General features: G+C 72.8%; 18 protein-coding genes. 7 read left to right on the top strand and 11 right to left on the bottom strand.

The window, feature by feature from the left end; genetic code table 11:
• Positions 1 to 20: 20 nt before the first annotated feature.
• A complete protein-coding gene (locus BJ958_RS00615) occupies positions 21 to 956 on the top strand; it encodes an alpha/beta fold hydrolase (protein WP_179724610.1) in 936 nt (311 codons plus the stop codon).
• Positions 953 to 2,134: a PQQ-dependent sugar dehydrogenase gene (locus tag BJ958_RS00610; protein ID WP_343052516.1), complete on the top strand. Its 1,182-nt coding sequence runs from the start codon at positions 953 to 955 to the stop codon at positions 2,132 to 2,134. Before BJ958_RS00615 ends, BJ958_RS00610 begins: the two co-directional genes overlap by 4 nt.
• On the opposite strand, the gene BJ958_RS00605 is transcribed toward BJ958_RS00610, so the two are convergent.
• The 5 genes from BJ958_RS00605 to BJ958_RS00585 are packed head-to-tail and all read right to left on the bottom strand — an operon-like array spanning position 2,121 to position 8,064.
• Entirely contained in the window at positions 2,121 to 2,963 is an 843-nt protein-coding gene (locus BJ958_RS00605; protein WP_379146780.1) for an ECF transporter S component, read from the bottom strand. The genes BJ958_RS00610 and BJ958_RS00605 overlap by 14 nt on opposite strands.
• Positions 2,960 to 4,588, bottom strand: a complete 1,629-nt coding sequence (locus tag BJ958_RS00600) for an ABC transporter ATP-binding protein (protein WP_179724608.1) — start codon at positions 4,586 to 4,588, stop codon at positions 2,960 to 2,962. Before BJ958_RS00600 ends, BJ958_RS00605 begins: the two co-directional genes overlap by 4 nt.
• Positions 4,588 to 5,694: a CbiQ family ECF transporter T component gene (locus BJ958_RS00595; protein ID WP_179724606.1), complete on the bottom strand. Its 1,107-nt coding sequence runs from the start codon at positions 5,692 to 5,694 to the stop codon at positions 4,588 to 4,590. Before BJ958_RS00595 ends, BJ958_RS00600 begins: the two co-directional genes overlap by 1 nt.
• Before the next feature lie 7 nt (positions 5,695 to 5,701).
• Positions 5,702 to 6,562, bottom strand: coding sequence for a hypothetical protein (locus tag BJ958_RS00590; RefSeq protein WP_179724604.1), 861 nt, complete (start codon positions 6,560 to 6,562; stop codon positions 5,702 to 5,704).
• Positions 6,562 to 8,064 carry a hypothetical protein gene (locus BJ958_RS00585; protein ID WP_179724602.1) on the bottom strand — a complete coding sequence of 501 codons (1,503 nt, stop codon included), beginning with the start codon at positions 8,062 to 8,064 and terminating at the stop codon, positions 6,562 to 6,564. The genes BJ958_RS00590 and BJ958_RS00585 overlap by 1 nt, the downstream gene beginning before the upstream one ends.
• Positions 8,065 to 8,741: 677 nt before the next feature.
• On the opposite strand from BJ958_RS00585, the gene BJ958_RS00580 reads away from it, so the two are divergent.
• Positions 8,742 to 9,269 carry a hypothetical protein gene (locus BJ958_RS00580; protein ID WP_179724601.1) on the top strand — a complete coding sequence of 176 codons (528 nt, stop codon included), beginning with the start codon at positions 8,742 to 8,744 and terminating at the stop codon, positions 9,267 to 9,269.
• Between the two features lie 66 nt (positions 9,270 to 9,335).
• Here the strand turns inward: BJ958_RS00580 and gatB are convergent, their stop codons facing one another.
• From gatB to gatC, 3 genes are read right to left on the bottom strand one after another with little or no spacing between them, the layout of a single operon-like run.
• On the bottom strand, positions 9,336 to 10,829 hold the full coding sequence (gene gatB / locus BJ958_RS00575; protein WP_179724599.1) for an Asp-tRNA(Asn)/Glu-tRNA(Gln) amidotransferase subunit GatB: 1,494 nt from the start codon (positions 10,827 to 10,829) through the stop codon (positions 9,336 to 9,338).
• Positions 10,826 to 12,352, bottom strand: a complete 1,527-nt coding sequence (gatA, locus tag BJ958_RS00570) for an Asp-tRNA(Asn)/Glu-tRNA(Gln) amidotransferase subunit GatA (protein ID WP_179724597.1) — start codon at positions 12,350 to 12,352, stop codon at positions 10,826 to 10,828. Before gatA ends, gatB begins: the two co-directional genes overlap by 4 nt.
• On the bottom strand, positions 12,349 to 12,675 hold the full coding sequence (gatC, locus tag BJ958_RS00565) for an Asp-tRNA(Asn)/Glu-tRNA(Gln) amidotransferase subunit GatC (protein ID WP_425489795.1): 327 nt from the start codon (positions 12,673 to 12,675) through the stop codon (positions 12,349 to 12,351). The genes gatA and gatC overlap by 4 nt, the downstream gene beginning before the upstream one ends.
• 16 nt (positions 12,676 to 12,691) lie before the next feature.
• On the opposite strand from gatC, the gene BJ958_RS00560 reads away from it, so the two are divergent.
• On the top strand, positions 12,692 to 13,138 hold the full coding sequence (locus BJ958_RS00560; protein ID WP_179724595.1) for a hypothetical protein: 447 nt from the start codon (positions 12,692 to 12,694) through the stop codon (positions 13,136 to 13,138).
• Positions 13,139 to 13,207: 69 nt separating this feature from the next.
• Complete coding sequence (locus BJ958_RS00555; protein ID WP_179724593.1) at positions 13,208 to 13,396, top strand: hypothetical protein; 189 nt, start codon at positions 13,208 to 13,210, stop codon at positions 13,394 to 13,396.
• A 29-nt stretch (positions 13,397 to 13,425) separates the two neighbouring features.
• On the opposite strand, the gene BJ958_RS00550 is transcribed toward BJ958_RS00555, so the two are convergent.
• Together BJ958_RS00550 and ligA are read right to left on the bottom strand one after the other, a co-directional pair.
• Complete coding sequence (locus tag BJ958_RS00550; protein WP_179724592.1) at positions 13,426 to 14,460, bottom strand: alpha/beta hydrolase family protein; 1,035 nt, start codon at positions 14,458 to 14,460, stop codon at positions 13,426 to 13,428.
• Between the two features lie 4 nt (positions 14,461 to 14,464).
• Entirely contained in the window at positions 14,465 to 16,567 is a 2,103-nt protein-coding gene (gene ligA / locus BJ958_RS00545) for an NAD-dependent DNA ligase LigA (protein WP_179724590.1), read from the bottom strand.
• A 134-nt stretch (positions 16,568 to 16,701) separates the two neighbouring features.
• Between ligA and BJ958_RS00540 the strand changes: the two genes are divergently transcribed.
• Both BJ958_RS00540 and BJ958_RS00535 read left to right on the top strand, forming a co-directional pair.
• Entirely contained in the window at positions 16,702 to 17,304 is a 603-nt protein-coding gene (locus BJ958_RS00540; protein ID WP_179724588.1) for a TetR/AcrR family transcriptional regulator, read from the top strand.
• Positions 17,305 to 17,339: 35 nt separating this feature from the next.
• Positions 17,340 to 18,992, top strand: coding sequence for an MFS transporter (locus BJ958_RS00535; RefSeq protein WP_179724586.1), 1,653 nt, complete (start codon positions 17,340 to 17,342; stop codon positions 18,990 to 18,992).
• A gap of 69 nt (positions 18,993 to 19,061) precedes the next feature.
• Here BJ958_RS00535 and BJ958_RS00530 read toward each other — a convergent pair whose 3' ends face one another.
• Complete coding sequence (locus tag BJ958_RS00530; protein WP_179724584.1) at positions 19,062 to 20,135, bottom strand: hypothetical protein; 1,074 nt, start codon at positions 20,133 to 20,135, stop codon at positions 19,062 to 19,064.

The following is a 20,135-nucleotide window of genomic DNA, read 5'->3' as shown; positions in this document are numbered from 1 at the left end:
GGTCCGGCAGAATCGACGCCATGTCGACCTCCGCTCCCCAGCCCGGACAGCGCGTCCGGTCCGCGTCGATCGCCTTCCGCGACATCCTGTCCGACGACGGGACCCACGTCCGCGCCTGGACCAACGACCCCGACGGCGAGATCGACGGGCCCACCGTCGTGCTCTGCAACGGGCTGGGCACCAACCCCTACCTGTGGCCGCGGCTGCTCGAGCCCGACTGCGGCGTACGCGTGGTGTCGTGGAACCACCGCGGTGTCGGCGGCTCGGAACGGCCGGCCGACCCCAAGCACGTCGAGATCGAGCACTTCGTCCAGGACGGACTGTCCGTCATGGACCACTTCGGCATCGACAGCGCCGTGCTGATGGGCTGGTCGATGGGCGTCAACACCGCCTTCGAGCTGACCTACCGGCACCCGGAGCGGGTCCGCGGGATCTTCGCGATGTGCGGCGTCCCCGGCGACACCTTCGCCACCATGCTCGGGCCACTGCACCTGCCGCGACTGGTCGCCCGCGCGGTGACGGTCAACGCCTGCCGGGTCGCGCAATACGCCGGCTGGGCGGTGAACCCGCTGGTCCGGCACCTCCCGATCAACGCGAGCACGGTGCGGCTGCTGGGCCGGACCGGGTTCATGTTCCCGGTGGCCGACCCGGAGGCGGCCGCGATCGGCCTGCAGGAGTTCGCCACGACCCCGGTCGACTGGTACGCCCACCTCGCGATCAGCACCTCGAGGCACCCACGCGTGCGGCTGAGCCAGATCAACGTGCCCACCATGTTCGTCTCCGCGACGTGGGACGTCCTGGCCGGTGCCCGCGACATGGCCAGCGCCTCCCGACGGCTCGCCGAGACCGGCAAGCAGAGCACGTACGTCGAGCTGCGCGGCTCCCACTTCGTCCAGCTCGAGCAGCCCGAGCGCGTCCACGACCTGCTGCTCGAGTTCCTGGAGCAGCTGTCGTGACGCGGCGCTCCCGCAGCGCAGCCGGCCTCGCCGCGCTCGCGCTGCTCGCTGCGGGCTGCGGCCAGGGCGGCAACGTGAGCGAGGTCGACGTGATGGGCACCGCGACGGCGGCCCCCACCGGGTCGGTCGTCGACGGCGAGGTGATCTTCACCATCGACGGCGTCCCCGACGTCGTGGCCACCGTGGCGAGCGGGCTGTCGACGCCGTGGGGCATCGACTTCCTCCCCGACGGCCGTGGCGTGGTCACCGAGCGCGACAGCGGCCGGGTCCTGGTGGTCACCGCGCCCAAGGTCGGCGGCAACGGGAAGACCACGAAGGACGAGGGCAAGGTCGTCGAGGTCGGCACCATCCCCGAGACGGCGCCCGGCGGCGAGGCCGGCCTGCTCGGCGTGGCCGTCTCGCCCGGCTTCGCCTCCGACGGCCTGGTCTACTTCTACGTCTGCACCAAGGACGACAACCGCGTGGTGCGCGCGAGGCTGACCGGCGACGAGCTCGGCCCGGTCGAGCCGGTCCTCACCGGGATCCCCAACGGCCGCATCCACGACGGCGGCCGGCTGGCGTTCGGCCCCGACGGCTTCCTCTACGTCTCCACCGGCGAGACGGGCGACGACCAGCTGGCGCGGGACAGGAAGTCGTACGCCGGCAAGATCCTGCGGATCACCGCGGACGGCCAGCCCGCCCCCGGCAACCCCTTCGGCGACGCCGTGTGGTCCTGGGGACACCGCAACGTCCAGGGCCTCGCCTGGGACGACAAGGGCCTGCTGTGGGCATCCGAGTTCGGCGACGCCAAGGCCGACGAGCTGAACCGGATCGTGCCCGGCGAGGACTACGGCTGGCCGGTCGTCGAGGGCACCGGCGGCCCGGCGAAGTACACCCAGCCGCTGCTGACCTGGTCGCCCGACGAGGCGTCCCCCTCCGGCCTGGCCTACGCCGGCACCTACCTGTGGATGGCGGCGCTCAACGGCGAGCGGCTGTGGCGGATCAAGGTGGCCGACGGCCAGGTGAGCGACCCGACGGCGTACTTCGCCGGGGAGGGGAAGGGCGCCGCCGGCGAGTACGGCCGGCTGCGGACCGTGGCCCGCGCACCCGACGGGAGGCTGTGGCTGAGCACGAGCAACAAGGACGGTCGCGGCACCCCGGGTGCCGACGACGACCGGATCCTGCTCATCGAGCCGTAGCGGTCCCCCGGCCGGTCCGGTCGATCCGTGCCTTCCGGGCCGCACGGCGCAGGGTGACCAGCACCGCCGGGCCGAGCAGCACGATCGCGAGCGCGTTGGTGACCGCGCGACCGGTGTCCCAGCCGCCGGTCGAGGTCAGCAGGGTGTAGACGACGAAGTGGTGCAGGTTCTCGAGCACGCCCGCGCCCGGGACGTAGGAGATCTCGGTGGAGTCCTGCCCGGGCACCTGGATGCCGGCCATGAACGGCCAGCCCTGCAGGTTCATCAGCAGGCCGTAGAGATAGGCCGAGACGACGCCGTACGCCGCCAGCAGGGCGACCTCCGCACGTCCGCGCACCCGGCGCGGGAGCAGCCCGGCGCCCATGCCGACCCAGGCGGCGACGAGCATCTGGAACGGCAGCCACGGGCCGACGCCGGCGGTCATCAGGGCCGAGGCGAACAGCGAGGTGCAGCCGAGCACGAAGCCGAACCCGGCCCCGAACACCCGGCCGCCGAGGATCAGCAGGAAGAACACGAGCTCCAGGCCCGCCGTACCGGCGCTGACGAGGCGGAGCACCGCGTTGACCGCGCTGAGCACGCCGAGGATCGCGAGCACACGGGCGTCCATGCCGCCCTCGCTCATCTCGGCGAGGACCACGCCCAGGATCACCGGCAGCAGGAGCAGGAAGAGGAACGGCGGGTCGACCCGCTCGGTGTCGGCCGGCACGTCGAGGAGCAGCGGCCAGGCGAGCATCAGCAGGCCGATCACCGAGGTGATCGCGAGGACGACGCCGGAGCGCAGCCGCAGGGGTACGGCGACCGAGCGGGTCTCGCTCGCGGTGGCGCTCACCGGGCGACCTCGGCCGCCAGGCTCGCCGCCACGTCGTCGACGCGCAGCCAGCCGGCGCCGAGCACCTTGGTGACCTGCGGCGCGAAGGCGGGCGACTCGGAGACCGTCGGGACCACGGGACCGGCGGAGACGACCTCGCCCTCGGCGAGGACCACCAGGTCGTCGGCGACCTGCGCGACGAACTCGACGTCGTGCGTGGCGACCAGCACGGCACGGGCCGCACCCGGCTCGGCGGCGAGCTCGCGGAGCAGGCCGGCGAGGGCGCGCTTGGCCGGGTAGTCGAGGCCACGGGTCGGCTCGTCGAGCAGCAGCACCGGGGGCCGGGCGGTGAGCACGATCGCCACGGCCAGCGCGAGCCGCTGCCCCTCGGAGAGGTCGCGGGGGTGCCCGTCGGGGTCGATGCCGGGCGCGAGCCGGTCGAGGACGGCTCGGCAGGTCCCGGCGTCGGCGCGGGCGGACTGGTCGGCGGCGGCACACTCCTCGGCGACCGTCTCGAGGTAGAGCAGGTCGGCAGGGCTCTGCGGCACCAGGCCGGTGGTGCCCCGGCGCTGCTCGGGCCTGAGCTCGGCCGGGTCCTGGCCGGCGACGCGGACGGTGCCGGAGGTCGCGGCGTGACGGCCCTGGAGCGCCCAGAGCAGCGTCGACTTCCCGGCGCCGTTGCGACCCATCAGGGCGGTGACCGTCCCGGGCCGCAGGGTGAGGTCGACCTCGCGGAGAACCGGCGTGCGGCCGTGGGCGAGCACGAGGCGTCGTACGTCGACGACGGGCTCGGCGCTGGCGGGCTGCTCGCGGTGCGGCGGCTCCCCCAGCCGCTCCTTCAGCGCGGGCGCGCGGCGCCGGGCCTCGCGGACGGTGAGGGGCAACGGCTGCCACCCGGCGAGCCGGCCCAGCTCGACCAGCGGCGGCGCGATCGGCGCGTCCCGGAGCACCTCGGCAGGCTCGCCGACCTCGACCCGGCCACCCCGGTGGAGCAGGCAGAGCCGGTCGGCGAAGGGCACCACGCGCTCGAGGCGGTGCTCGGCGACCAGCACCGAGACGCCGAGGTCGTGGACCAGCCGCGTGAGCGTCGCGAGGACGTCCTCGGCCGCGGTCGGGTCGAGCGCCGAGGTGGGCTCGTCGAGGACCAGCAGCCGGGGGTGGGTGGTGAGCACGGCGCCGATCGCCACGCGTTGCTGCTGGCCGCCCGAGAGGGTGCGCAGGTCGCGGTGGCGCAGCTCGGCGATGCCGAGCAGGTCGAGGGTCTCCTCGACCCGGCGACGCATCGTCGGCGCGGGCAGCCCCAGCTGCTCCATCCCGAACGCCAGCTCCTCCTCCACCGTGTCGGTGACGAACCACGCGGCGGGGTTCTGGCCGACGTACCCGATCGCGTGGGCGCGCTCCCTGGCCGGCCGCTCGACGATGCTGGCGCCGTCGAGGAGGACGTCGCCGGCGAGCGTGCCGCCGGTGTACGACGGCACCAGGCCGGCCACGACGCCGAGCAGCGTCGACTTGCCGACGCCGGTCGGACCGGCCAGGACGACCAGCTCGCCGTCGGTGACGGTCAGGTCGACCCGGTCGAGGACGGTGGTGCGGGCGGTGGTCTCCGGGTCGTCGTAGGTCAGCGTGATCCCGCGCAGCTCGAGCATCAGGCCACCACCTCCACGCGCCGTCGGGCGGTGACCGGCAGCGGCGCGGCCCAGACCGGGAGCACGGCGACCAGCGCTGCCGCGAGGGCCAGCAGCGAGACGTCGGGGCGGACCAGGACGCCGGGGTGCGCGACGGCCGTGTCCCACCGCTGGAGCGCCCACATCCCTGCACCTGCGGCGATCCCGGCCCCGGCGACGACGAGCTCCGGGAGCTGCCAGCGGTCAGGGCGGTAGCGCGTGCGCTGCACCCGCCGGCCCGCCAGCGCGAAGCCGCCGAGGGCGAGGAGCATCCCGAGCACCAGCATCGGCAACGCCAGCAGGCGCGGCGCGGTGCTGTCGAGGAAGGCGTAGACGCCGACGCACACCCCGACCAGGCCGCCGATGATGAGCGCTCCGGTGCGGCGGCGCTGGACGGCGGTGAGCTCACCGGTGCGGCCGTAGCCGCGGGCGTCCATGCCGGCGGCCAGTGCCAGCGAGCGGTCGAAGGCGTCCTCGAGGATCGGGACCAGCAGGCGTCGTACGCCCCGGACCCGGCGGAACCGCCCCTCCGGTCCCCCGCGCAGCTGCTGCGCAGCCCGCACCCGCCGCGCGCTGTCGGCGAGCTGCGGGACCACGCTGATCGCCACCGTCATCGCCGTACCGATCTCGTAGAGGGCCGGCGGCAGCGACTTCATCAGTCGCTTGGGGTTGGCCAGCGCGTTGGCGGCGCCGACCGCGATCAGCAGGGTTGCCAGGCGCAGTCCCTCGTACGTCGCCGCGAGCAGCTCCTCGCGGGTGAACGGCCCGAGCAGCGAGATGCCCGCCGCCCAGTCGGGCAGGGGGATGCTCGGCAGCGTGAACAGGACGTGGCCCGGCACGTCGCCGCCGAGCAGCACCCGGAACAGGATCCGCACGACGAGCACCACGACGCCGAGCCAGACGTAGAGCCGGAACGAGCGCGCCCACGGCTGGTCGGAGCGGCAGGTGAGCACGACGAGGGTGACCACGCCGAGCAGGACGAGCAGCAGCCACGGGTTGGTCGTGCAGGAGGCGGCCACGGCCAGCCCCACCGCCCAGACCCACCACGCGACCGGGTGGAGGTCCCGTGCCAGCCGTCCTGCGCCCATGACCCGCTCAGGCCCTGCGTCGACGGATCAGGGGTACGGCGCCCGCCGCCCCCAGCACCACCACGACCAGCCCGATCCCCAGCCACGCGGGGAACCCGCCGCCGTCGTTCTCGCCGTCCACGTCCGCGGACGTCGCCTCGGGGCCGTCGGTGATCTCGTCGATCGACGGCAGACCGGTGGTCGTGGTCTGGCTCGGGGTGTCGCTCGGAGTCGCGTCCGTCGGAGTCGCGGTCGGCGTCGCCGTGGACGCCGAGGCGCTCGGGGTGGCGCTGGCGCTCGGGGTCGCCGAGGTCGCACTGGCCGAGGGCTTCGGGGTCGGCTTGGGCGTGGGCTTCGCCGACGGCTTCGGCTTCGTGGACCTGGTCGGGCTGGGTGCGGGCGTCGGCTTGGCCTCCTGGACCCGCGGGGTCGGCGCGACGTCGGGAGGCGCGGCCTGGCCATTGCCCTGGTGCCACGCGAAGGCGACGTACCCGCCGTCGGGAACGCGCAGGCTCCCCACTCCGCGGGCGGCGTACGTCCAGGTGCCCGACTTCCCGTCGGACCACCACAGGCTCCAGTAGGCGTCGGTCTCCGTGCAGTCGCCGTTGGCCGGGTTGCCGTTGATCTTGCAGACGAAGCCGCTCATGCCCGCTGCCTGGCTGTACTCGAGCTGGTAACCAGCGTCGGCGAAGTTGTTCGCCGCGGTGCCGCCGTCCGCGTCGCAGCCCGCGCTGATGCCGGCGCCGAGCTGGTTGGAGTCGACCACGACGGTGATGCCCGTGCTGCCGCCACAGGCCGCCGCCGACGCCGACGCCTGCGGGAGCAGCACGACGGCAGCCGCGACGAGGATCGTCGCGGCTGCAGTGCGCAGGGTGCTGCTGGAGGTCATCACACGACCCGGGTGGTGGCCTTGCCCTTGCGGTCGGGGAACTGACCGACCACCTTGACCTTGGCCTTGCCCTTCTTCTTCACCTTGATCCTCACCTTGGCGACGCCGTTGGCGTTCGCGGTGCCGGTGGCGGTCTTCTTGCCGATCTTCACGCTCACGCTCTCGCCGGCGGCGAGACCCTTGACCTTGATCGTGGCCTTCTTGTTCGCCTTGAGCTTGGTGGCGACCTTGACCTTGAGCCTGGTGGCGTCGAGGGCCTTGAGGGTCGTCGTGGTGCTGCCTCCGAGGAAGGTCAGCGTGACCGGGTGGTCGGCAGTGCCCGCCGGCGCTGCGTAGGTGGCGGAGGCCGGGGCGGTCAACTGCTGCGGGGCGCCGAGCCCGGTGACGCAGACCTGCTGACCGGTGCGCGCCCCCTGGAGCGGAAGGCTGTTCGTCGTACCGGCATCGGCGAACTTCGGGAGGCTCGGCTGGGCCGCCGGGAGGTAGGCCAGGCCCTCCAGGGCCTGCGCGGTCGCAGGCCCGGCCTGGTCGACCTCGTCCGCGGTCACGCCGCCGGCGAACGCGAGGTCGTCATAGGCGATGGCACCGGCATTCGGCCCGGGCACGCCACAGCCCGCGAGAGCGACGGACTGGTGGGCCGCTACCCACGATGCGGCAGCAGAGGCCTCGGTCGTACGTCCTGTGAGGCCGAACGCGTACGCGGCAAGCCCCGTGCTGTTGGCGTTCACCCCCAGGAAGCCCGCATCGATCCCGCCGCTCGGCTTCTGCGTCGAGCGCAGGTAGGTCGCTCCGGCGTCAATCGCGGCCTTGACGGTGGTGTCGGACTGCCACGGCGCGAGTGCCTGCAGGGCCCAGGACGTGGCGTCAACGTCATTCGTCCAGACACCGGCGTCATAGCCCCAACCGTCGGTGGCAGCGGGACCGCGCTGAGCGACGAGGAAGTCGCGAGCCTTCGCGGCCTCGTTGCTGTCGATCGCCTTCAGCGCGAAGACCGCCCACACCTGGTTGTAGACGGTGTTGGTGCTGCCGAGCTGGCCCGTCGTGTCGTCGACCTGGGCGGCCAGCGCCGCAGCGAGGTCAAGGTGATCGTCGCCCGCGTCAGAGGCGTTGCCGCCGGTCACGGCGTAGAAGTAGGCCGCGTGGGCGACCTTGCCTGCGTTCGCCGCGGCATTGATGTCGCCGACGTAGTCTGCAACGGTGGCGTCGATGCCGTCGGTGATCTTGGTCAATGCGGCGGACGGCGCCTGACCGGTCGCGGCGAGGCTGATGCCGAAGTCGAGATTGGCGCCGTAGAAGAAGCCACCAACCCCGCCACCAGGGATCAGGCCGTCACCGCCGATCGCATCGCTGAGCCATGCCGCGGCGGCACTCGCCTCGGCGTTGGGCGCGGCCGGGACCGCGTGCGCGGCCGGAGCCGGCGCGACGGCCATCAACCCACCGGCGACAACGGCAGTACCGGCGACGGCAGCGACCGCCCGGCGTACGAACAGGGAGGTGGACATGTGGTGCCTTCCCGCTGCAGCCGACGGGCGGGCCCAGAAGTCCTGTGCCGCTGACCCGCTGCTCTCCGCGACAGCGTTGTGTCAGGACGCGCCGCGTCGGGTGCTCCGGCTCACCGCTCCCCGAGGGGCGGTCCACGGTTGCGGGTCAGCGCCGGGATTCGACCGGCTTCCCCCACCACGGGCGTGTTCTCGATGTAACCGGGTCAGCGTACCTCCGCTGCGACCCCGCGCCCTCATCCGCCCGTCACCGGCCATTCGATGCCTTGGGAGCATTGCGACATGCCGGCCGATCGGCGTGTCGGCGCCCGATCGCTGCGCGACCTGGCCTGTGGAGGGCCGGGTGCAGCCGCCCGGCCATCGGGAGAGGCTGAGGGGGTGGACACGGTGGAGGCTCTCGAGCGGTTGGGCGGCATCGCCGCGGCGCGCGACCTGCTCCTGCTCACCTCGCGCCGGCGTCTGCGGACCGCCGTGCAGGGACGCGCGATCCTCCAGGCGGGTCACGGTCGCTACGCGCTGCCGGTCGCGGACCAGGCCCGACGCGCGGCCGTGCTGGTCGGCGGTCACGTCACGCTCCTCAGCGCCGCCCTGCACTGGGGGTGGGAGGTCCGGATGCCGCCCCGGCGACCGCAGGTCGGCGTACCCCACGGGCGACCGCTGCCCGGGTCGGGGCGGCAGACGTGCATCGCCTCCCCCGTGGCACCACGACCGAGGGCTGGGCCACCAGCCCACTCGCGACCGTCCTGCAGTGTGCCCGCCACCTTCCGTTCGCGGATGCGCTGGCCGTGGCCGACTCGGCCCTGCGCCACGACGCGATGACGTACGACGACCTGCAGGCCGCGGCCTCCGGGCGTGACCGTGCGGTCCTGCTGCATGCGACGAAGGTCGCGGCCAACCCGTTCGAGTCGGCGCTGAGGGCGATCGCCATCGAGGCGGGGGTACCCGTGGTGCCGCAGTTCGAGATCCACGCGCGAGGGCTCGTGCTGCACCCCGACCTGGTCGACCCGCTGGCCGGCGTTGTCCTCGAGGCGGAGTCCTGGGAGTTCCACGGCAGGGAGAAGCACGCGTTCGAGACGGATTGCGAGCGCTACAACGCTCTGGCCGCCACCGGCTGGCGGGTGCTCCGGTTCACCTGGCCCCAGGTGATGCATCACCCCGACCTGGTGCGCGCGGTCCTCCGCGACACCTACGCCGGCCTGGCGGCGTGACCCGGACAGCACCGGAGCCGCCTGCCCCCGGTTCATCCGGGGACGGGCGGCTCCGCAGCGGTGGGCTCAGGCGAGCTTCTCGAGGATCAGCTCGCGCACTCGGGCGGCGTCGGCCTGGCCCCGGGTCGCCTTCATGACCGCACCGATGACCGCGCCGGCGGCGGCGTGGTTGCCACCCCGGATCTTCTCGGCGATGTCGGGCTGGGCGGCGAGCGCGTCGTCGATGGCTGCGATCAGCGGACCGTCGTCGGACACGAGCGCGAGGCCGCGCTTCTCGATGACTTCGGCAGCCGTGCCCTCGCCGGCGATGAGGCCGTCGAAGACCTGGCGGGCCAGCTTGTCGTTGATCGTCTTGGCGTCGACCAGGGCCTGCACCTCGGCGACCTGCTTCGGGGTCACGCCGACCTCGGCCAGCTCGACGCCGGCGTCGTTGGCGCGGCGCAGCAGCTCGGCGACCCACCACTTGCGCGCCGACTGCGGGGCGGTGCCCTCGGCGACGGTGGCCTCGATCAGCGGCAGCGCGCCGGCCGCCCAGACGTCACGCATCTCCAGGTCGGAGAAGCCGTACTCCTCCTGGAGCCGGGCCCGCTTCTGGGTCGGGTTCTCGGGCAGCGTGCCGCGCAGCTCCTCGACCCACTCGCGCGAGGGTGCCACGGGCACCAGGTCGGGCTCGGGGAAGTAGCGGTAGTCCTCGGCGTCGGACTTCTCGCGGCCCGAGGACGTCGTACCGGTGTCCTCGTGGAAGTGCCGCGTCTCCTGCAGCACCGAGCCGCCCGCGTCGAGGATGCCGGCGTGACGCGACATCTCGTAGCGGACCGCGCGCTCGACCGAGCGCAGCGAGTTGACGTTCTTGGTCTCCGAGCGCGTCCCGAGCTTGTCGGCACCCTTCGGCGCGAGCGACAGGTTCACGTCGGCGCGGATCGAGCCCTGGTCCATCCGGGCGTCGGAGACGCCGAGGGCGAGGATCAGGTCGCGGAGCTGCCCGACGTACGCGCGGGCCACGGCCGGAGCCTTCTCGGCCGGCACCAGGATCGGGCGGGTGACGATCTCGATCAGGGGGATGCCGGCACGGTTGTAGTCGACCAGCGAGTAGTCGGCGCCGTGGATCCGGCCGGTCGCGCCACCGACGTGGGTGGACTTGCCGGTGTCCTCCTCCATGTGGGCGCGCTCGATCTCGACCCGGAAGGTCTCCCCCTCGACCTCGACGTCGAGCCAGCCGTCGAAGGCGATCGGCTCGTCGTACTGGGAGGTCTGGAAGTTCTTCGGCATGTCCGGGTAGAAGTAGTTCTTCCGCGCGAACCGGCACCACTCGGCGATCGAGCAGTTCAGCGCCAGGCCGATCCGGATCGCCGACTCGACGGCCTTGCCGTTGACGACCGGCATCGCGCCGGGCAGGCCCAGGCAGGTCGGGCAGACCTGGGTGTTGGGCTCGCCGCCGAAGACGGCCGGGCAGCCGCAGAACATCTTCGTGTTCGTGTTGAGCTCGACGTGCACCTCGAGGCCGAGGGCGGGGTCGTACTTCGCGATGACCTCGTCGAAGGGAACGAGAACCTCGGTCATCGAGACACCTCCAGGGTCGGAGCCTTGGCAAGGATCGGACCGCCCCAGCGGGAGGTCAGGGCCGCCTCGACGGCAGCGCCGACGCGGTAGAGCCGGTCGTCGGCGAGCGCCGGCGCCAGCACCTGGAAGCCGACCGGCAGGCCGTCCTCGTCGGCGAGGCCGGCGGGGACCGAGATGCCGGGTACGCCGGCCAGGTTGGCCGGGATCGTGGCGAGGTCCTGCAGGTACATCGCCAGCGGGTCGTCGAGCTTGTCGCCCAGCGGGAACGCCGTGGTCGGCGAGGTCGGCGAGACCAGCACGTCAACGTTCTCGAAGGCGGCCGCGAAGTCGCGCGAGATGAGCGTGCGGACCTTCTGCGCCTGGCCGTAGTAGGCGTCGTAGTAGCCGCTCGACAGGGCGTAGGTGCCGATCATGATCCGGCGCTTGACCTCGTCGCCGAAGCCGGCGTCGCGGGTCGCCTTCATGACCGCCTCGGCGCTCGGGTCTCCCTCGGGCACGACGCGCAGGCCGTAGCGCATGGCGTCGAACTTGGCGAGGTTGGAGGAGCACTCCGCCGGCAGGATCAGGTAGTAGGTCGCCATCGCGTGCACGAAAGTCGGGCAGGACACCTCGGTGACCTCGGCGCCCAGCTCCTCGAGCAGGTCGACGGTCTCGGCGAAGCGCTGCATGACGCCGGGCTGCCAGCCGTCGCCGGCGAGCTCCTTGATCACGCCGACGCGCAGCCCGGCGAGGTCACCGGTGGCGCCCTGGCGCGCCGCCTCGACGAAGCTGCCGACAGGGACGTCGACCGAGGTCGAGTCGAGCGGGTCGTGCCCGCCGATCAGCTCGTGCAGCAGCGCCGAGTCGAGGACCGTCCGGGTGACCGGCCCGACCTGGTCGAGGCTGTTGGCGAGCGCGACCAGGCCGTAGCGCGAGACGCCGCCGTAGGTCGGCTTGACGCCGACCGTGCCGGTGACGGCGCCGGGCTGGCGGATCGAGCCGCCGGTGTCGGTGCCGAGCGCCAGCGGGGCCTCGTAGGCCGCGACGGCCGCGGCGGAGCCGCCGCCGGAGCCGCCGGGGATCCGGGTCTGGTCCCACGGGTTGCGGGTCGGACCGTACGCCGAGTGCTCGGTCGAGGAGCCCATGGCGAACTCGTCCATGTTGGTCTTGCCGAGGATCGGCAGACCGGCGTCCTTGATGCGGCGCACGACGGTGGCGTCGTACGGCGGTACCCACCCCTCGAGGATCTTCGAGCCGCAGGTGGTGGGCAGGCCCTCAGTGGCCAGCACGTCCTTGACCGCGATCGGGACGCCGTCGAGCAGGTGCCGGGTCTCCCCTGCCGCGCGGCGGGCGTCGGACTCGGCTGCCTGGGCGAGCGCGCCCTCGGCGTCGACGTGGAGGAACGCGTGGACGCCGGCCTCGGCCGAGCCGTCGACGGCGGCGATCCGGTCGAGGTGGGCCTGGGTGACCTCGACGGACGTGGTCTCGCCGGCGGCCAGCGCATCAGCCAGCTCGGCGGCGGTCTTGGTGATCAGCTCGCTCACTGCTCGTCCCCCAGGATCCGCGGGACCCGGAACCGCTGCTCCTCGACCGCCGGCGCGCCGGACAGCGCCTGCTCGGCGCTCAGGCTCGGGCGGACCACGTCCTCACGGAAGACGTTGGTGAGCGGGATCGGGTGGGAGGTCGGCGGCACGTCGTCGCCGGCGACACCGCTGATGGACGCGACCGCCTCGAGGATCACGTTGAGCTGGGGCGCCAGGTGGTCCAGCTCGGCGTCGTCGAGGTCGATCCGGGCGAGGTCGGCCAGGTGGGCCACCTCGTCGCGGGTGAGTTGAGACATGCCCGCGATTCTAGGTGCTGAGGGCAGCCCTAGAATCCGCCGGGTGCACGCCCTCGCCCCCACTCCACGCCGCCTCCCGCAGCGCGTGGTCGTGGCCGGCGCCCCCGGCGACCCGCTCGCGGCCTTCCTGACCCGCCTCGCGAGCACCCTCGACGTCCCCCTCGTCCCGCTCGCGGACCTGTCCGGGCCGAGCGAGGTGGCCCGGCTGGCGGCGTTCGACGGCTGGGTGACGACGGCCGACGAGGCGTGGGCCCGCCCGCTCGTCCTCGAGCGCAGCGACGTCCTGGTCCGGGTCGACCTGGAGGCCGCCACCTTCGCCGGGAAGGTACGCCGCACCCTGCGCCGGATCCGCTCCGAGGCCCGCGAGCGCGAGCCCGACCTCGGTTGGGTCGACCGCGCACCGCTGATCCACCCGCGCCTGACCGTGCTCCGGCTCCCGGACCCGGACGCCGCGGAGAGCTGGCTGCGCTCGCTCGACCCGTCGGCCTAGACCAAGGGACGTGGCGGACCGGGCCCTTCGGCCCTGCTGTCCGGCGACCGTGGGGACCATCCTCGAGTCATGTCCACCTCAGACCACGTCCGGGCCCTCGTCCGCCAGGAGCTGCTGAGACTCGCTGCCCGCGAGGAGGAGCAGGCTGCCCGTGAGGCGAGCGCCGTCCCCTACTGGATGCCCTGCCCCGCCAGCGTCCACGGCCGTCGTACGGCCGCCCTCGCCCTGCGCGCCGACGCCGAGCTGTTCCTCGCCTAGCCGTCCCGCCGCGGTCCTCCGCCGCCGGCTCAGCCGAGGTGGCGGGCCAGGAACCGCTCGGTCCGCTGCATCGACTGCTCGAACCGCGGCCCGAAGGCGTGCTCCTCCCCGGCATAGGTCCGCAGCGTCACGTCGACGCCGGCCCTCTCCATCAGCCGGGCGGTGGTGCGGCTCCACGCGATCGGGCAGGAGTCGTCCGAGGTGCCGTGGTGGATGAGCACCGGCTCGGTGATGTCGCGGAAGTAGGTGCGGGCGCTGATCCCCTGCCAGAACGCGGGCTGCGCCGACGGCTCGCCATGGGTGCGCAGGATGCGGCGCGCGATGCCGGCCCGGCCGAGGTCCGGGCGTGTCCACCGCTCGAAGTTGTCGACCGCGTCGGAGCTCACCGGCGCGAAGACCACGGCGGCGTCGACCAGGCCGGGCTGCGCGACGAGAGCGTTGTAGACGACCCCGCCACCCATCGAGCGCCCGACGAGCGCGACCCGGTCGTCGTCGACGGGCCCCTCCCACTCCCGCAGGGCGAGCACGGCGTTGATCACGTCCTCGGTGTAGCCCAGCCGCATGTCGAGCCCGCCGCTCGGGTCGGGGTCGGAGCCGGCGTGCCCGCGGTAGTCGACGTGCAGTGCGACGTAGCCGTGCTCGCCGAGCCACGCCCGCTCCCGGGTCATCCCCTGCCCGCTCACGTAGACCGCCGGATCGATGTAACCGTGAGCGAGGACCACCGTCGGGAACGGCCCGCGGCCCTCCGGCACGGCCAACCGGCCGGACACCCTCAGCCCGCCGCTGCGCCAGGTGACGGCGTACTGCCGGTGCCGCGGCGTCCGCGCGACCTCCTCGCCCACCCGCAACCCGCTGCCGTCGAACGCCTTCTGTGCGAGCGCCGGCAGGGACACCCGGTTCGGTACGGCGGCCGCCGGCCCCGACGGCGTCGCCCCGTCCGGCGTCGTACCGTCCGGCACCGGGCTGCTCGACACCGCGGGCGTCGGCGCGCCCCCGGGCGCGTCCGTGCTGCTGCACGCGGCCCCGAGGACCGCGAGCAGGACGACCGGGATGGCGCGCCTCATGAGCTCATGGTGCCTCGGCGGCCCGCGGAGGTCCCTCGGCCAGCAGCTTCTTGAAGCCGTCCTCGTCGAGGATCGGTACGCCGAGCTGCTCGGCCTTCTCGGCCTTGGAACCGGCGTTCTCGCCGATGACCACGAAGTCGGTCTTCTTCGAAACGGACCCGGCGGCCTTGCCGCCGCGCGACAGGATCGCCTCCTTGGCCGAGTCGCGGGAGAAGTCCTGCAGCGAGCCGGTGACCACGACGGTGAGGCCCTCGAGGGTGCGCTCGACGGACTCGTCGCGCTCGTCGGCCATCGAGACGCCGGCGGCGGTCCACTTGTCGACGATCTCGACGTGCCACGGCACCTCGAACCACTCGATCACCGCGCGGGCGATGGTGGGACCCACGCCCTCGGCGGCGGCGAGCTCCTCCTCGGTGGCGGCCCGGATGGCCTCCATCGAGCCGAACTCCTGCGCCAGCGCGCGCGACGCGCTCGGCCCGGTGTGCCGGATGGAGAGGGCGACGATGACCCGCCACAGCGCGACGTGCTTGCGGGCGTCGAGGTTGGCGAGCAGCTTCTCGCCGTTGGCGGAGAGCTGCGGGCCGTCCTCGTCCTTCTTCGGCGCCCGCGTGAACAGGTCCGTCGCGCGGAGCTTGTCGGCGTCGAGGTCGAACACGTCGCCCTCGTTGGTGATCACGCCCGCGTCGAGCAGCGCGACGGCGGCCTCGTAGCCGAGCCCCTCGATGTCGAAGGCGCTGCGGCCGGCGACGAAGAAGACCCGCTCGCGCACCTGTCCCGGGCACTTCTCGTGGTTGGGGCACCGCCGGTCCTTGTCGCCCTCCTTCTGCTCGACCAGCTCGGTCCCGCAGGCCGGGCAGGTCGTCGGGGCGACCCACGGCTGGAGCCCCTCGGGCCGCAGCGGCAGCACCGGGCCGACGATCTCGGGGATCACGTCACCGGCCTTGCGCAGGATGACGGTGTCGCCGGGCCGCACGTCCTTGCGCTCGACCTCGTGGAAGTTGTGCAACGTGGCGTTCTCGACCGTGGAACCGGCGACCTTGGTGGGCTCCATGACGCCGTACGGCGTGACCCGGCCCGTGCGGCCGACGTTGACCGCGATGTCGAGGAGCAAGGTGTTGACCTCCTCGGGCGGGTACTTGTACGCGATCGCCCATCGCGGCGCGCGGCTCGTCGAGCCCAGCCGCCGCTGCAGGGCGACGTCGTCGACCTTCACCACGACGCCGTCGATCTCGTAGGGCACGATCGTGTGCCGGTTCTCGCCGGCGTTGGCGATGTAGCCCTCGACGTCGGCGAGCGTGGGCAGCACCCGGACCTGCTCGGAGACCGGCAGGCCCCATGCGGCCAGCGCCTCGTAGGCCTGCGACTGGGCCTTCGGCTCGAAGCCCTCGCGGGCGCCGATGCCGTGGCAGACCATCCCGAGCGCGCGGGACGCGGTGACCCGCGGGTCCTTCTGGCGCAGCGAGCCGGCGGCCGCGTTGCGCGGGTTGGCGAAGGCGGGCCGGCCGGCCTCGGTCATCGACACGTTGAGCGCCTCGAAGGCCGCGACCGGCAAGAACACCTCCCCGCGCACCTCGACCAGCGCCGGCACCGGGAACTCGTCGGTGCCGGTGAGCCGGTGGGGTATGGCGGCGATGGTCTTCACGTTGGGCGTCACGTCCTCGCCCGTGCGGCCGTCGCCGCGGGTCAGCGCCCGCACCAGGCGCCCCTGCTCGTAGAGCAGGTTGATCGCCAGGCCGTCGACCTTGAGCTCGCACAGCAGTGCCGGCGCCTCGACGCCGTCACGGCCGAGGCGGGCGTACCAGGCGCCGAGGTCCTCGAACGAGAAGGCGTTGTCGAGGCTCTCCATCCGCTGCAGGTGGTCGACCGCGGTGAAGTCGGTCGCGACCGCGCCGCCGACCTTCTGGGTCGGCGAGTCCGGCGTGCGCAGCTCGGGGAACTCCTCCTCGAGCGCCTCGAGCCGGCGCATCCGCTGGTCGAAGTCCGCGTCGGACAGCGTGGGGTCGTCCAGGACGTAGTAGCGGTAGCGCGCGTCCTCGATCACCTCGCTGATCGTCGCGTGCTCCTCGCGGGCCTCGGGCGGGACGGCGGGGAGGTCGGCGTCGCTCATGGGGACATCCTGCCGGGTCCTTCCGACAAGCCGGGGAACGGGCTCGACGGAAATGGGGTTGACAGAACGAAACCGTTCCGTACTATCTATGTGGAACGAAACCGTTCCGTTCCATCGAACCACCCGGAGTCACCATGGTCCCCCGCATCAGCCGCCGCGAGGCGCCGAGCCGACCCCGCGTCGAGGGCGACCGGGAGCAGGAGATCCTCGACGCCGCGATCGCCGTCCTCGTCGACGTCGGCTACGACCGGCTCACCATGGACGCCGTCGCCACCAGGGCGAAGGCGTCGAAGGCCACGCTGTACCGCAAGTGGGACGGCAAGGCGGCGCTGGTCATCGACGCGCTCATGTCGCAGAAGACGCCACTGGAGACGCCGCCGGACACCGGCAGCCTGCGGGGCGACCTGCTCAGCATGTACTGCGGCCACGGCGGCCTCACCGACGAGCACCAGACCGCGCTCCTCGGCAGCGTCGTCACCGCGATCGGTCGTGACCCGGAGTTCGCCGCGGCCTTCCGGGACCGTTTCATCGCCCCCAAGGTCGAGGTCGGCCGCGTCGTCTACGAACGGGCCCGCCAGCGCGGCGAGCTCCGCGACGACGTCGACCTCGACATCCTCACCGCGGCGCTGCCCGGCATCGTGCTGCACCGCGGCTTCCTGCTCGGAGACCCCCCGACCCAGGACCTGATCGCCCGCGTGGTGGACCAGGTCATCATCCCGGCCGCCACCCGCGGCTGACCTCCTCTCGCCCGCCTCCTCACGAAGGAACCCTCATGACCGACGTCGAATCGCTCGACCCCGCGGGGACGACCTCGCCCGCGGAAGCCGAGGTGACCACCACGAAGCACGCCGGCCTGGCGCTCGTGCTGATCCTCACCGCCCAACTGATGGTGGTGCTCGACTCCACCATCGCCAACATCGCGCTGCCCTACATCGGCCGCGACCTGGACATCTCCCAGGCCAACCTGACCTGGATCGTGACGGGCTACGCGCTCGCGTTCGGCGGCCTGCTGCTCCTCGGCGGCCGTCTCGGTGACCTCTACGGCCGCCGCCGCCTCTTCATGGTCGGCCTGGTGACGTTCTCCATCGCCTCCCTGCTCGGCGGCCTCGCAGCGAACGAGGGCATGCTGCTCGCCTCACGTGCGCTGCAGGGCGTCGGCGCTGCGATGGCCGCTCCGGCCGCCCTCGCCCTGATCACCACGACGTTCGCCGCGGGCCCGGCCCGCAACCGCGCCATGGCCGCCTACGCCACCATGTCCGGCGTCGGTGCCGCGATCGGCCTGATCCTCGGCGGCTGGCTCACCGGCCTGGACTCCTTCGTCGGCCTCGACGTCGAAGGCTGGCGGATGACGTTCCTGATCAACGTCCCGATCGGCCTGATCGCCGCCTTCGCCGTGCCGCGGGTGCTCGCCGAGTCCGAGGTGCACCCCGGTGAGATGGACATCCCCGGCGCCATCACCGGCACCCTCGGCCTGCTGGGCATCGTCTTCGGCCTGTCCCGGGCCGGCGAGGAGGCCTACGGCTGGGACCACCCGCAGACCATCGTCGCGCTGGTCGCCGGTGTCGCCCTCCTGGTCACCTTCGCCGTCATCGAGTCCCGCGTCGCCCACCCGCTGCTGCCGGTCCGCATCTTCGCCAGCCGCACCCGGGCAACGAGCTTCGTGGCCATGATGATCGCCCCCGCCGCGATGTTCGCGATGTTCTACTTCCTCAGCCTGTTCATCCAGCAGATCATGGGCTTCAGCCCGCTCGAGGCCGGGTTCGCGTTCCTGCCGTTCTCCTTCGGCATCGTGATCGGCGCCGGCCTGGCGTCCAACCTGGTCGCCCGGATCGACGCACGCTTCCTCGCCGGGACCGGCACGCTGCTCGCAGCCACCGCGCTGTTCATGTTCTCGCGGATCCCGGTCGACGAGTCGCCGAAGGCCGTCCTGCAGGCGATGACCGACGGTGGCGCCGACATCAACTACTGGACCCACGTGTTCCCGTTCATCATCCTGATGGCCGTCGGCATGGGCCTGGTCTTCGTCCCGATGACCCTCACGGCCGTGCACCACGTGCGCGCCGAGGACTCGGGCATCGGCTCCGGCGTGCTGAACACCATGCAGCAGGTCGGCGGCGCGTTGGGCCTGGCGACGCTGAGCACGGTCGCGCTGCACTTCACCAACAACCAGGCCAGCGCGGTCGCCAAGCCGATGGCCGACGCGATCGTCGCCGGTGGCGGCGACCCGACGGCCGTCGTACCGGGCACCGACCTGACCCTCCTCGAGGCGGGCATCTTCGGCTCGAGCTTCCCCGAGGGCGCGGTCCACGCCTTCCTCGTGGCGTCGATCCTCATGCTGACGGCGTCGGCCGTGATCTGGGCGTTCCTCAACGTCAAGCACACCGAGCTCGCCACCGACGCCCCCGAGGGCGTGCACGTCGGCTGATCCCGACCCGACACCCACGCGCACGAGGCCCCCTGCTCGACCGAGCAGGGGGCCTCGTGCCGTCGGTGCTCAGGACGCGGGGACGTCGCCCGCGAACTCCTTCGTCGTCGTCAGCGTGAACGCGGCGAACCCGTCGGCCAGCGCGAGGTAGTCCGACCCCACGCGCCCGTCGGCGCTCCGCCGGCCGATCGGCCCGTCCACACCCGGGGCCCGGACCGTCACCAGCGCGACCGCGTCGGCCGTCTGCCGGATCGCGATCGCCACCCCCGGCTGCCAACCGCGCACGACGCCCCGCTTGCTCACGCAGTGCCAGTCCGCGCCGCAGGTCGGCACCGCCGGGCTGTCCTTCGGCACCAGCACCACGCTCGTGGTGTGGTCGCGGGCGACCAGCTCGACACCGACGGCGCCGTCGCCGTACGCCGACGTGTCGACGGGGCGCCGGTCCGGAACGTCCCGCACACCCTCCTCGACCATCCACTGGGCGACGACCTCGGGGGTGGTCGCGACCGGGTCGCCGAGGGTGTCGTGCTTGGGCCACTTCGCCAGGTCGGCGTCGACCATCGCCCGCGTGGTGGTCGCGGAGAACCGTTCGTCGGTCAGCAGACGCACCAGGTCGCCCTCGACGCTCAGCGGCAGCTCCTGGTCGCGTGGGTCGCCCTCGATGAGGGTGCCGGCATACGTGACGCTGCGCTCCTCGCCCGCGGCGGTGCGGAAGGTCAGGGTGAGGATGCCGGGGTCCTCCTCGGGCTGCTCCTCCTGCCAGGCGAGGTGGAAGTGACCGCCGTGGCCGTCCCAGTCGGCGCAGTCGTAGGAGTCGCCGCAGCCGGCGTCGGAGTCGCGCGCCGGACCGACCCCGACGTGCAGGTAGTGCGAGTCGCCCCCGTCACCCGGCGGACGGAACCGGATCTCGACGCCGAGCGGGTCCGGGACGTCGTAGTACGGGTTCACGTTGAACGACGTCGGGTGCAGGTCCAGCACCTCGACCGCCACGGCGGCGATCGCCTTCTTGGTCGCCGGCACCGGGGTGTCGTCGGGCTCGTCGGGACCGCTGATCCAGCGCCCGAGGGCCACGATCCCGGCCACCACGGCCAGCACGACCAGGCCTGCGGCCAGGTTCTTGAGCAGGTAGACCCGAGTGTTCAC

Origin of the sequence: Nocardioides kongjuensis (assembly GCF_013409625.1) — a bacterium.
Taxonomy (GTDB): Bacteria; Actinomycetota; Actinomycetes; order Propionibacteriales; family Nocardioidaceae; genus Nocardioides; species Nocardioides kongjuensis.
This window is presented reverse-complemented; position numbering and strand designations above follow the sequence as displayed.

What these genes read in the sequence shown, in the direction of transcription:
- gatB (WP_179724599.1), bottom strand. Translation starts at nt 10,829, where the DNA reads ATGACCGAGGTTCTCGTTCCCTTCGACGAGGTCATCGCGAAGTACGAC.
- BJ958_RS00555 (WP_179724593.1), top strand. Translation starts at nt 13,208, where the DNA reads ATGTCCACCTCAGACCACGTCCGGGCCCTCGTCCGCCAGGAGCTGCTG.
- BJ958_RS00535 (WP_179724586.1), top strand. Translation starts at nt 17,340, where the DNA reads ATGACCGACGTCGAATCGCTCGACCCCGCGGGGACGACCTCGCCCGCG.
- BJ958_RS00540 (WP_179724588.1), top strand. Translation starts at nt 16,702, where the DNA reads ATGGTCCCCCGCATCAGCCGCCGCGAGGCGCCGAGCCGACCCCGCGTC.
- BJ958_RS00585 (WP_179724602.1), bottom strand. Translation starts at nt 8,064, where the DNA reads ATGTCCACCTCCCTGTTCGTACGCCGGGCGGTCGCTGCCGTCGCCGGT.
- BJ958_RS00600 (WP_179724608.1), bottom strand. Translation starts at nt 4,588, where the DNA reads ATGCTCGAGCTGCGCGGGATCACGCTGACCTACGACGACCCGGAGACC.
- BJ958_RS00595 (WP_179724606.1), bottom strand. Translation starts at nt 5,694, where the DNA reads ATGGGCGCAGGACGGCTGGCACGGGACCTCCACCCGGTCGCGTGGTGG.
- ligA (WP_179724590.1), bottom strand. Translation starts at nt 16,567, where the DNA reads ATGAGCGACGCCGACCTCCCCGCCGTCCCGCCCGAGGCCCGCGAGGAG.
- BJ958_RS00590 (WP_179724604.1), bottom strand. Translation starts at nt 6,562, where the DNA reads ATGACCTCCAGCAGCACCCTGCGCACTGCAGCCGCGACGATCCTCGTC.
- BJ958_RS00550 (WP_179724592.1), bottom strand. Translation starts at nt 14,460, where the DNA reads ATGAGGCGCGCCATCCCGGTCGTCCTGCTCGCGGTCCTCGGGGCCGCG.
- BJ958_RS00615 (WP_179724610.1), top strand. Translation starts at nt 21, where the DNA reads ATGTCGACCTCCGCTCCCCAGCCCGGACAGCGCGTCCGGTCCGCGTCG.